The 11,665-nt window shown below is 51.4% G+C and carries 10 protein-coding genes; 1 reads left to right on the top strand and 9 read right to left on the bottom strand.

Going from position 1 to position 11,665, the window contains the following annotated elements; all coding sequences use genetic code 11:
* From JMF85_RS16675 to JMF85_RS16655, 5 genes are all read right to left on the bottom strand, one after another.
* On the bottom strand, positions 1 to 390 hold a 390-nt coding region (locus tag JMF85_RS16675), incomplete at its 3' end, for an ABC transporter permease (RefSeq protein WP_201318555.1).
* Between the two features lie 17 nt (positions 391 to 407).
* Complete coding sequence (locus tag JMF85_RS16670; RefSeq protein ID WP_155614105.1) at positions 408 to 1,895, bottom strand: sugar ABC transporter ATP-binding protein; 1,488 nt, start codon at positions 1,893 to 1,895, stop codon at positions 408 to 410.
* Between the two features lie 161 nt (positions 1,896 to 2,056).
* Complete coding sequence (locus tag JMF85_RS16665) at positions 2,057 to 3,259, bottom strand: FAD-dependent oxidoreductase (RefSeq protein ID WP_155614106.1); 1,203 nt, start codon at positions 3,257 to 3,259, stop codon at positions 2,057 to 2,059.
* A 44-nt stretch (positions 3,260 to 3,303) separates the two neighbouring features.
* A complete protein-coding gene (locus tag JMF85_RS16660) occupies positions 3,304 to 4,404 on the bottom strand; it encodes a cupin domain-containing protein (RefSeq protein WP_127604143.1) in 1,101 nt (366 codons plus the stop codon).
* Positions 4,405 to 4,417: 13 nt separating this feature from the next.
* Positions 4,418 to 5,257, bottom strand: coding sequence for a fumarylacetoacetate hydrolase family protein (locus tag JMF85_RS16655; RefSeq protein WP_141335865.1), 840 nt, complete (start codon positions 5,255 to 5,257; stop codon positions 4,418 to 4,420).
* Between the two features lie 141 nt (positions 5,258 to 5,398).
* On the opposite strand from JMF85_RS16655, the gene JMF85_RS16650 reads away from it, so the two are divergent.
* On the top strand, positions 5,399 to 6,187 hold the full coding sequence (locus JMF85_RS16650) for an IclR family transcriptional regulator (RefSeq protein WP_127604147.1): 789 nt from the start codon (positions 5,399 to 5,401) through the stop codon (positions 6,185 to 6,187).
* Between the two features lie 149 nt (positions 6,188 to 6,336).
* On the opposite strand, the gene JMF85_RS16645 is transcribed toward JMF85_RS16650, so the two are convergent.
* From JMF85_RS16645 to JMF85_RS16630, 4 genes are all read right to left on the bottom strand, one after another.
* A complete protein-coding gene (locus JMF85_RS16645; RefSeq protein WP_127604149.1) occupies positions 6,337 to 7,824 on the bottom strand; it encodes an aldehyde dehydrogenase family protein in 1,488 nt (495 codons plus the stop codon).
* 71 nt (positions 7,825 to 7,895) lie between these two features.
* Positions 7,896 to 8,588 (bottom strand): nuclear transport factor 2 family protein, encoded by a 693-nt coding sequence (locus tag JMF85_RS16640; RefSeq protein ID WP_054796666.1) that lies wholly within the window; start codon positions 8,586 to 8,588, stop codon positions 7,896 to 7,898.
* 45 nt (positions 8,589 to 8,633) lie between these two features.
* A complete protein-coding gene (locus tag JMF85_RS16635; protein ID WP_201318554.1) occupies positions 8,634 to 10,106 on the bottom strand; it encodes a lignostilbene-alpha,beta-dioxygenase in 1,473 nt (490 codons plus the stop codon).
* 49 nt (positions 10,107 to 10,155) lie between these two features.
* Positions 10,156 to 11,604: an aldehyde dehydrogenase family protein gene (locus tag JMF85_RS16630; protein ID WP_230875947.1), complete on the bottom strand. Its 1,449-nt coding sequence runs from the start codon at positions 11,602 to 11,604 to the stop codon at positions 10,156 to 10,158.
* Positions 11,605 to 11,665: the final 61 nt, after the last annotated feature.

Genomic DNA, 11,665 nt, shown 5'->3' with positions numbered 1-11,665 from the left:
CCCTGTCACGATCGTCATCGTAGCCAGCGTTATCATCAACGGGTGGATGTTTAACGTCACCCACAGATAGCCGTTGACGAACCCGACCAACGTCGCCGCCGCCACTCCGGCAACCGCCGCCAATACCGGGTGCACCTCTGCATGGACCATCAGCCAAGAGGTCAGTATACTGACCAAGGAGATTTGCGCACCGACCGAGAGGTCAATTCCCCCCGCAATCATGACGAAGCACATCCCGACTGCGACTATCCCCATCATCGAAACCTGACGCAGAATATTGAGCAAATTGTTGATCGTCAAGAATGCTTCCGTCATGGATGAAAACAAGATAAACAATAGCGCCAGCACGATAAATATGCCGTATTTCCTAAAAAATTCGTTCAGTGCCATATCGCATCTCCTCCGCTTCAATGCTGTGACGCCATGTCCATGATGTGTTCCTGCGCGAACGCTTCCCTTCCCAGCTCCCCGGTCATTCTGCCGCTGGAGAGGACGATCACCCGATCCGACATCCCCAGCAGCTCCTCCATATCGGACGAAATCATGATGATGCCGACTCCGCTTTCCGCCAGGCTGCACATCAGTTTATAAATTTCCTGTTTGGCCCCGACGTCGATCCCTCGTGTCGGCTCATCAAAGATCAGCACTTTGCAATCCCTGGCCAGCCACTTGGCGAGCACCACCTTTTGTTGGTTGCCGCCGCTCAAATGATTCACTTTCTGCTCTAAGGTAGGGGTTCGGATCGATAAGGTGTTCTTGAAGCTTTCCGCCTGCCCCAGCTCTTCTTTCGTCTTGACCACCCCAAACCGCGACAGAAACTTCAAGCTGGGCAGCGTAATATTCCGTTTCACCGTGCTTCTCAGGATGACCCCCTGCTGCTTCCGGTCCTCCGGGATCAGTCCCATTCCTAACCGGATCGCATCTTGCGGAGATCTCACGTTCACCTTCTGCCCCTCGAACACAATGTCGCCCGTGTGGGCGGGATCCGCCCCGAACAACGCCCTCGCCAGCTCCGTCCGTCCGGCGCCTACCAAGCCGGAAAACCCGAGAATTTCACCCTTCTTCAACTGGAAGGAAATATGCTCAAAGCCGTTGCCGCTTAAACGATTGACCTCGAGCAGCGTTTGCTGCGGCTTTATGCTGCGGGACGGATACGTTTCCTTCAGCTCCCGGCCGACCATCAGACTGACCAGCTCCTGGCGGTTCGTCGCTTGGGTTGCTTGGGTCGAAACGTACCGGCCATCCCTCATGACCGTTATGCGGTCGGAGATTTCGAACAACTCTTCCATCCGGTGCGAAATATAAATGATGGTGACGCCCTTCTCTTTGAGCACGCGCACGATCTTGAACATCGCTTCCACTTCGTTGATGGTCAACGGGGCGGAAGGTTCGTCCATGACCAGGATTTTGACGTCTTTGGAAATCGCTTTGGCAATTTCAACAATCTGCTGCTGGGCCGGGGACATGTCCCGTACAAGACGGCGCGGGTCCAATTGGATCTGGAGGCTGTCGAGCAGCTCCTTCGTCTTGTTGACCATCGCTTTCTTGTCAACCAGCCAGCCGTTGCCGATGAAATCGCCCAAAAATATATTTTCCGCAGCCGACAGCGTCGGGATCAGATTGAATTCCTGGTAGATCACCTGGATCCCCAGTTGCTTCGCCAGACGGGGCGTCATCTCTTTGTAGCACTCCCCGCCGATTTGAATTTCCCCTTCGTCAGGAGCGTGGGCTCCGGCAAGCACCTTAATTAAGGTAGACTTGCCCGCCCCATTCTCTCCCAGAAGCGCATGTACCTCTCCCCGCACAAAGTCAACCGAGACATCGTTCAGCGCCAGGACGCCAGGAAAACTTTTGGATATCTTCCTCAGCGAGAACACGATTTCGTTATCCTGCATGGCTCTCCTCTTTCATTGGGTTTTTACGGCCGGCTTACTTGGGCATAAACGCGTCCGCATGGCTTGCATTCACAATCGTCAGCTTCCCTGCATCAGCCAATGGATTGCGCTTCAGGTTTTATCCCTCGGCATGAAGCGCTTGGCTTCTAATCGTCGATCGATTACGGCGCATCGCCGATTCCTTGTTCGCGGATGCTCGCGATCATCGCCGAACGAAGCAGCCACTGTCTGGCGCGGACCGGATCGTTAGCGAGCTCGGCCATCTCCCGCTGCAGCTTTATACGATGTTCCGGATCCGTTTCTTTCACAACTTGGGTATTTTTCTCGCTGATGCTTTTGACATATTCGACCGCCACACGCCGGCGCGCGTCACTGTACTTGTCCAACTCGGCTTTCCGATCGGCACCGTTAACGATTCGGATAAGCCTGATACTCAAGTCTACCGCATCGTGGATGCCGCTGTTCAATCCCAATCCGCCCATCGGGCTGTTCAGATGAGCCGCATCCCCGAGCAGAATCGCTCTTCCTTCATAAAAATTCTCCGCGACGCGTTGATGGATGCGATACAGCGTATTTTCAACGACGGGGAAGTGATCCGTTGTATGTAAGGCTTCCCGCATCGTTCGCTGGATGTTATCCATATTGAGCGCGACCTCATCCGGTATTTCGGGAGGCACGGGATACAGGAAGCGCCATGCTTCCGGTACGCGAAGCATGAACAAGAATTGTTCCGGATCGGAAATGTAATTGACATACGCCAAGCCCGGAATGTACTGATCGAGTGCGTTAGGCGTACCTACCAGCAGCCAGCGTTCTTCAAACGTATATCCGTCGAATGCGAAGCCAAGCGTTTTGCGGACCACGCTTCTTGCTCCATCCGCACCAAGGAGATACGGCGTTTGAAGCTGTTCCATTCCGTTTGGCGTCTTGACCGAAACTGTGACAACGCTTTCATTTTGGGTAAAGCCTGTAATCTCGGCCTCGAACCTCAATTCGGCATTCGCGCGCTTCTTCAGTTTCTCGAACAATAACTGTACGTATGTCGCCTGCGAGCATTGCAGACGGAACGGATATTTCGTATCATCCTTGAGCAGATTGAAATCAAATTCCGCATACAAGCCGTTTTTCCGATCCCGGTATTGCACTTTCTCACTTAGCAATCCACGGCTCATTAATTCTTCAACGATTCCGTACGGTTCCAGCAGCTCAAGCGTTCCTGCATGGAATGTAGAAGCCCGCCATTCCCGGCTTGGCGCATTGCTTTTCTCTACGACGATGACCGGCAATCCCGCTTGAGTTAAAATGGTGGCGGCCGTTAATCCGACTGGCCCTGCGCCGACAATCACAATTGGATGTTGCGACACGTGGAATCGCTCCCTTCTAGTTCTTTATCATTCCATTTCATCTATTAAAGAATCGGTTCAAAAACCTCTTGTATTTGTTGGTGCCCGTCATGCTCCTGGAGTTCTTCGGCTCTTTCGAACTGAAATGCTTCCATAATCGGCAGATCGTTGGTGGAGAACAGGAGCGCTTCTTCTTCATCCGAAGTATTCACATGCTCGTGCCATGTCCAGGAAGGGATAACGAAGAAGTCTCCTTCCGACCAGTCGAACCTCACACCGTTCATCACGGTGTAGCCTTTTCCTTTGAACGCATGGTACACGCAGCTGTGTACATGACGGTGGGCTTTCCCGCGAAACTTCAGAGGAAGCTTCTGCATGCGGGCGCCGATGCGGTCGTTGGCGTCCTTGCCCGTCGACGGGTTGATATATTCCACCGCATAGCCTTCGATCGGGTCCGGATCGAACCGGCTTAATCCTTCCAATCCCCGACTGGTTTGCTCCCACTTGTAACGGCCTAACGGCGCGATTTGCGGAGTACGGTCGGACACCGGGCGGACCATGCCCCCCTCATAGCGCTGCGCGCTATAATCGTCCGGGACTTGCAACGGCTGCTGCTTGTCGGGATGAAATTCCGTGAAGCACACATTCATGTACATGGTGAAGGGCGTATCCAGGCAATCCATCCAGAGCACCGTTTCATCGCCTTGGTTCGCATGATCGTGCCAGGCCCATGTCGGCGTGATCAGATAGTCGCCTGGTTCAAACGGGATTTTCTCCCCATCCACCCTTCCTTCGGCCCCGCGTCCTTTCATAATAAACCGCAAGGCCGTCGTCGTGTGCCGATGTGCCGGCGCAATCTCCCCGGGCTTCACGGCCTGAACCGCCGCATACAGCGTTTGGGTAGCTCCTCCCCAGCCCAAAGGCTGCAAATCCTTCATACCTGGATTGATCAGGAAAACCGCCCTGCGTTCCACCGCGCCTCCGACCTCCATCAATCTCGCCGCTTCTTCCAGATGCCTTTCGATATGCGCTTTCTTCCACAAATAAGGAATCGGCTTCGCTTTCGGCTCAATCGTATTTAAGGCATGGATCGACGACCACAGCGGCCCCAGGTTTTCGCTCTGCAATTTCGCATCAAATGCTTTAAGCTCATCTGATTCTTTCATCCCGTCACCTCCGTTACTTGTAATCGACAGAAACCGAAAATTCGCCGATCCGGTCGATTTGAATCCGGACCTTGTTGCCTTTCTCGATAGGACCGACCCCTTCGGGCGTTCCCGTTGTAAGAATGTCCCCCGGCTCCAGTGTCATCGCTGCCGATGCCGCTTCAAAAAACTTGTAGCAATCGTATATCAAGTCCTTGGTATTCGCCGACTGCCGGAGCTCCTCATCCACCCATAAGCGAAATCCGAGCTCATTAGGATTCCCGATTTCATCCGACGTTACAATCCAGGGCCCGATCGGCGTAAATGTATCAAAGGATTTGCGCCATGGGCGGTCTTCCTTGCCTCTGACCGTGATGTCCATCAGGGCGAAATAGCCGAATATGTACTTATAGGCTTCCGATGCGGGCACATCCTTCGCTCTCTTGCCGACGACGAACGCCAGCTCCGCTTCGTGGTCCGTCCTGCGGTCTTTAAACGGCAATTTGACGGTATCCTCGGGACCGATGATTGAAGAAGGCGCTTTCAAAAAGAAGCCTAGTTTTTCAATCGTGTACTCCGCGTTATTGAATTGCTCGTTCATTTCATCCTGGTGAAGATAATAATTCACCGGCGCCGCCACGATTTTCGTTGGATTCGGAACGGGAGGGCGTAATTTCACTTGGTGCAATGCGTACGAATCGGCGTATGCCAGCCCCCGATCAATGGCGGATTTGAAATATTCAAATCGCACAATCAAATTTACAAGGGATTCCTGCGGTTTAGCCGCATCCCAGGGAACGATACCGCTAACATCCAGTACGCGATCATCCTTTACTACTCCAGGTATATAGTCATTGAATAGAACAATTTTCACTTCATAACATCCCCTCATTTTTTGAGTTGTATTACTCATTTTAATTCTATATGATATAAGTTAACATGGTTGCCTGTAGGTGTCAATAATCCCACAGGCTAAATCATGCAATATTATCCATGATCATCGGGGGTTTTTAACATGAGGGACATTAATATGAACTCCATCCAAACCATTGACCGGGCGATCGATGTGCTACAGGCGTTCAGTGCCGGAAACACTTCGCTTACGATCGAAGAAATTTCGGCAATTGCCCATCTGCCCAAAAATACGGTTTATCGCATTTTATATACCCTTGCACGCAGAGGGTTAGTCCAATTTGACGCCACTTCGTTAACCTATCAACCTGGTTTGCGGCTTTTGGAATTTTCGATGCTTAAATCTTCCACCCTTGACGTACGGCAAGAGGCGGAGCCGTTCTTGGATGAGCTTCACCTTCGAACGAAGCAAACCATCCTGATGGCTTTACCGGAGAAGGAAGAAATTTTTTACGTTTATAAACGAGAAAATGAAAATTATGAAGGCTTAAGTGTAGGTACGCTCGTCGGGCTGCGTCGGCCGTATTTGTACGGCGTTCTGGGCCAGGCGGTGCTGGCTTTTTTCCCCGAGTCTCGAATTGACCATATTTTGTCCCTGCCTGCTAAAGCATACACCAAGCACACGGTTACAGATCCCGTTCTCTTACGTGAGCGATTGCAGCAAATCAGGCGGGACCGGGTATTTGCCAGCTCCCATGAAACCAATCTGGGAGTGACGGGCATAGCCGCACCCATATTTGATATACATGGTTATCCCATCGCCGCAATTGGCGTCGTTGGACCTGAAGTTCACCTTATTGAGCAATTGGCAAATATCAAGCAACTCGTCATTGAAGCTTCCAACAACATTTCTTCCAGAATGGGTTACCGTCTTGACGAGATCACGGATTAGCAGCAAACCCATTCCCTCTATATTCAACACCATTGTGTCTGATAAATAGTGCAAGCTGGAGATGACGCCCCTCCCGGGCGTACCGCAAGAAGCCCTGCATAGGTGCAGGGCTTCTTTAGCTTGAACAAACGCAGGTGCTGAGTCTCTGATTAGAACGGGAATTTGCGATATTGTTGTTGAATCGAAACCCATTTGGTAATCGTAAATTCGTCGATGATCCACGGATTCCCGAATCTGCCGCTTCCGCTCGACTTGTTGCCGCCGAAAGGAATCGTCGGGCTATCGTTAACCGTCTGGTCGTTGATATGCGTCATGCCGCTCTCGATTTGCATCGCAAACGCTTCGCCTTTGGCCAAATCAGAAGTGAAGATCGAAGAACTTAACCCGTACTCGGTTTCGCTTGCCATTCGAACCGCTTCTTCATCCGTATCGGCCTTGACAATCGTCGCGATCGGCGCAAACAGCTCGGTTTGTGCCAGCCGGCTCGTGTTATCCACACCCGTAAACACATAAGGCGTCAGCACATTGCCTTCCCTCTTGCCTTCAAGCGCAATAGTCACGCCTTCCTGCTTGGCCGATTCGATGACGTTGACCGCTTTCTGCAGCTGGCGTTCATTAACAAGCGGTCCGATTACGGTCTTCGGATCTCTTGGATCGCCGCAGGGAAGAGCCTTCGCCCGCTCGACAAACTTTTGCACAAACTCATCATGCTTGTCTTTATGCACGATGAAACGATTAATAATCATACATATTTGTCCTTGATGAATGAACTTTCCGAACACTGCGGCATCAACCGCACGATCGACATCGGCATCCGACAGTACGACAAACGGGCTGTTTCCGCCCAGCTCGAGAATGACGCGCTTTAAGTTTTTACCGGCAATTTCGCCGATATGTTTGCCGACCGCCGTAGAGCCGGTGAAGCTGATCAAACCGGCGTGCGGGTTCGTCAGCATCTCGTCGCCGATCTCCGTAATATCCGTCAGAATCACGTTGAAGACGCCTCTCGGCAGACCCGCATATTCGAACGCCTTGGCAATAATCGAACCGCCCGTTAAGCCGACTTGAATATCAGGCTTATGCACTACGCTGTTCCCCAGGGCGATAGCAGGCGCGATCGTTCTCATGGACAAATTCATCGGGAAATTGAATGGGGAGATCGATGCGACCACGCCCAGCGGAAGGCGGCGAACCCGGTTCACCTTGCCCGGAACAGCCGACGGAATATCCTGCACTTTATCAATGGCATCGGCGTAATTGACGGCCTCCTCCAACACTTCCAGCGCAAGATGCACTTCTACGTTGGCTTTTAAGATTGTTCCGCCCGTTTCACGGACAATGACGTTGACAATCGCATCATGGTTGGCGTGCAAATATTCCGCAGCTTTATGAATGACCGCCTTGCGTTCCTCAACGGATGATTGGGCCCATTCCCGCTGCGCCTTTCTTGCAATCTCAAACGTTTCCTGCAGTTGTTTAGCTGTCGCGAGCCGCACGGTCGTCACAACCGAATTGTCGTAAGGATTCGTAATATCGTAAGTCCTTTCGCTTAAACCTTCCCGCCATTCTCCGTTGATATAGCTTTTGTTAAGATCCTCATATCGCGTTACAGGAATCTTTTCCTCTGGAATCGCCATCGATATTACCCCTTTGCACGTTGGTTTTATGATAATAAATGTGTTTCCGCGTCTGACAGGCCTTATTCGCTTCAGCGCTGACCGGTCACAGGGTGCGGATAATGGAATGCCATCACATCCGTATCCGGCCAGAGAACAGGAGTCGGCACGATCAATTCATCCGGACCGACCGGGTTTTCCGGGAAAGTCGTCGAGAACATCGGGTATAATCCCGGTGGAGTATGCGCCCAGCCTTTATCGAAATCGGCGTGCCACAATCCGCGGTAGTTCAATACTTTGATTTTCCAAACGCCCTGTTCCTTTACATATTCATTCTCGTAGATTCCTCCTTCCCACCATTGTCTGGTTTCACCCTCTGCAAGCTCGTGACGTCCCGCTTGCATCAGGCAGCGGAATCTTCCTTTGGCCGTTTGCCGATCCGGGGAGACTTCCACGATGTCCTGCATCATGGGATGATCGAGAAGAAAACCGTATACAGGTCCGTTATTGCCGTTAGTGAAATTTTTCTGGAACCGTTCGACATAGAGCCGGCGCGCTCCCTCTTTACCTTTGAAAATGCCGCCCATGAAGTGAACCTCTCCGTCTTCTGCAAAGAGATCCACCACTTCGTTGTACAGACACTTATCGATATAATAGCCGTATTTATGATGCAAATGCCTGATCGCCTGCGTATCTTCCAGTAAACCAACTTGATTCGTTAATTGCTCGATCTTTTTCTCCAAAGTGGCAATGTGCTCATTCGAGTTTAATGCAAGTTCTCCCATAGTAGTAACTCCTCCATTTATATTCAATATTGGTGAATCTATGAATCAGACAGCTGCTTTCGCCGTATTGAGCTGGGAATCCGGCACCCAGTTCCCATGCAGGCCTTGACGGAGCCGCAGCGGCAAACGCACCGTGGCGATCGGGCCGTCATCGATATGCTGGGCGTCAAGAATAACCAAATCCGAACGCATCTCTTCATGCCGATTAACTAACGCGATAAGGTACCCTTCACCTTCGGGAGCATGATCCGATTTCGGAATAAAGGTAGATTCCTGGATCGTGGAAGTCGGCCCCGCAAAGAAGATTTTCTCCTTGCCGGTGGAAAAGTCGATATGACCCAAACAATTGATGAACATCCCCGAAATGCTGCCACCGCGCTTGGAATCATAAGGTTTCGATAAATCCGTCACACACATGAAGCCGTGGCGGTAAGACTCCATCGCATAGCGGTCATCGATGCGCGGGAAATCCCCGATCATATTACCCAGCTGCTTATGTTCGAACGTATTGTTGCCGGATTCGAAATCGATTGTCCAGCGGGTGACGCGGGAATCCGCCTTCTCCCGGTCGAATGCCGCGCCGTGGATATCCGGGAAGAACGGGAACATGTTGCCTTCGGCAACCGGCATGTCGATATGTATCTTGGAGCCTACGTTGAAGGCGTTCATGACGTGGGATGCGAATTGATTCGGTCCTTTAAACCAACGAATGTCGCGGGCTTCGCCTCTGCGCGGGATGACTCCAAGATAGATGTCCTTCGTGCCGTCCCAACCGAAAGTCGGTTTTCCTTCTCTTGCCCGTTCCAGACTGCTTACGATCGGCACAACCGGGAAAATGACATAATCACGGGTCACACCGAAATCATGCTGCATGGCGGCATATGGCATTTTAAACCAGACCTCGTGAACAATTTCCCCCTTAGGGCTGATCACATAGTACGTGATATCATCCGTGTCGATGCCCTTGGAGGCATAACCGAACGCTATCATTTCCCCCGTCTGGGGATCCAGCTTCGGATGCGCCGTGAATGTCTCGCTCGTCATTTTACCTTCGTAATCGTAATAGCCCTGCGATTCGAGCGTGAACGGATCCATAACGATCGGCGGACTGTCTTCCTTAAGCGCAAGCAGTTTCCCGGCATGAAAAACAATGTTCGTATTAGCTGTTCCTCTAATCTGCCCCTGTACGCTCGGATCGTCGAAAAACGGGTTCCGGTAGGCGCCGAACAAAGCGCGCTGCGCCTTGCGTTCCAGTTCGAACTTATCAGTGCGAACATACCGGGACTTGTAGTCGACACGGCCGTTCTGAAACCGGAACATGCTTACCATGCCGTCTCCGTTGAAGTAAATGTCATGGCCGAGTAAAGGCGGGTATTGCGGGTCGGGCCCGACCCGGTAGAAAGCCCCGTTGATGTCGGCCGGAATGTCGCCATCCACTTCCACGTCGTAAATATCAACTTCCATCCGGCTTGGCGTATTGAAGCCTGTGTAAATGGGCAAGTCAGGAAATTTATTCATTTCCATTACCTTCTTTCATTTCTTATTAAAGCGGGTACAAATATGGAAATCAGCTGGTTTTATGATAATTAATCGCATGATACTCGATGAATTCATGAAGGCCGAGCTCAGAATTTTCTCTGCCGATTCCGCTTTGTTTAACACCGCCAAACGGCATTTGCTCATAGCCGAGATGGGATTGGCCGCTCCCGTTAATGAACGTCATACCGGCTTCAATCTCTCTCGCAATTTTCAGGCCGCGTTCAAAATCGGCAGTCCATACGGAGGAACCCAGACCGTACTCGGTCATATTGGCCCAACGGATTGCTTCTTCTTCCGAACGATAGGAGATTAACGGCATGATCGGACCGAATTGCTCGCATGTGACAATTTCTTGCGATGGCTCCACATCACGGACGATTGCCGGATGCAAGTAATAGCCGTTGTCCCAGTTATCAGGCTCCAGCTTCTCACCCAACTCCACAATCTTGGCGCTGCTTTGTTTGATTCTTTCAACAAGCGCTTTGACGAAGTCGTATTGAACTTTGTTGTTCAACGGTGCGAAAGTGGCGCTCGGATCCAAGCCATGCCCGATCTTATACTGATCGACCAGATCACACATTTTGGTATAGAAAGAATCATACATCTTCTCCGGAATATAGATTCTTTTAGTGGCGAAACATACTTGGCCCGAACGGCGGAATGCGCTGACCATAATTTTGGGAATGATGTCGTCCAGGTCCGCATCATCGAGTACGATTGCCGGATCGTTTCCGCCCAGTTCGAAGTGCACGCCTTTAAGAGATTCCGCTGCATCCTTCATGATGAACTTTGCGATCTTGCCGCCGCCTGTAAATGATATTTTACGTACAAGCGGATGCTTCGTTAAGGCAGAGCCGACGTCCCCGTCTCCGTGAATAACATTGAGGACGCCGGCAGGGAGCAGGGCTGCGATTTTTTTCATAATTATACTTACGCCCATCGGAGCATTCGGCGAAGGCTTCATGACGAGTGTGTTGCCGGTTACGATTGCCGGTGCGATTTTTTGGATCGTTAACACCATCGGCGCATTCCAAGGCACGATTCCCGCTATGACACCGATTGGCCTTTTCTCCACGCTCACCCAGCTGGTTTCGTCCTCCGCCTGTTTGGGATTGAAGAAAGATTCCGCGTTTTTGATCGTGGCATGAACCGCATGGATAGCCATATTCATTTCACCTAAGGATGTAGACAACAGAACCCCGTTCTCTCTCGATAACGTCTCGGCCAGAGATTGGCTTTCATCCTCCAGAAGCTTCGCGATTCGAGACAAAACATCCAGGCGTTCCTCAAGCGCAGACTTGCGCCATGACAAGAAGGCTTGATGTGCGGCGTTCACGGCTTGCTCTACGTGCTGCACGGTTCCGATCGCTACTTGTCCCACGACATCTGTAAGTCGGCCCGGATCCCGAACCTCGGAATAACGCTCGGTTGGTACATCTTCATGATTAATGTGCAAATCGATTTTCATGACACTCATCAATAAACACTTCCCCTTTCCCCACCCTTGAAATAGCCGACGCATGTAGGCGCTTTCAGGA

Source organism: Paenibacillus sp. EPM92 (genome assembly GCF_016586185.1).
GTDB lineage: Bacteria > Bacillota > Bacilli > Paenibacillales > NBRC-103111 > Paenibacillus_G > Paenibacillus_G validus.
Note: the sequence above shows the minus strand (reverse complement) of the source record. Positions and strands in the feature narration are given on the sequence as shown.

What these genes read in the sequence shown, in the direction of transcription:
- JMF85_RS16660 (WP_127604143.1), bottom strand. Translation starts at nt 4,404, where the DNA reads ATGAAAGAATCAGATGAGCTTAAAGCATTTGATGCGAAATTGCAGAGC.
- JMF85_RS16640 (WP_054796666.1), bottom strand. Translation starts at nt 8,588, where the DNA reads ATGGGAGAACTTGCATTAAACTCGAATGAGCACATTGCCACTTTGGAG.
- JMF85_RS16670 (WP_155614105.1), bottom strand. Translation starts at nt 1,895, where the DNA reads ATGCAGGATAACGAAATCGTGTTCTCGCTGAGGAAGATATCCAAAAGT.
- JMF85_RS16635 (WP_201318554.1), bottom strand. Translation starts at nt 10,106, where the DNA reads ATGAATAAATTTCCTGACTTGCCCATTTACACAGGCTTCAATACGCCA.
- JMF85_RS16645 (WP_127604149.1), bottom strand. Translation starts at nt 7,824, where the DNA reads ATGGCGATTCCAGAGGAAAAGATTCCTGTAACGCGATATGAGGATCTT.
- JMF85_RS16650 (WP_127604147.1), top strand. Translation starts at nt 5,399, where the DNA reads ATGAGGGACATTAATATGAACTCCATCCAAACCATTGACCGGGCGATC.
- JMF85_RS16630 (WP_230875947.1), bottom strand. Translation starts at nt 11,604, where the DNA reads ATGAGTGTCATGAAAATCGATTTGCACATTAATCATGAAGATGTACCA.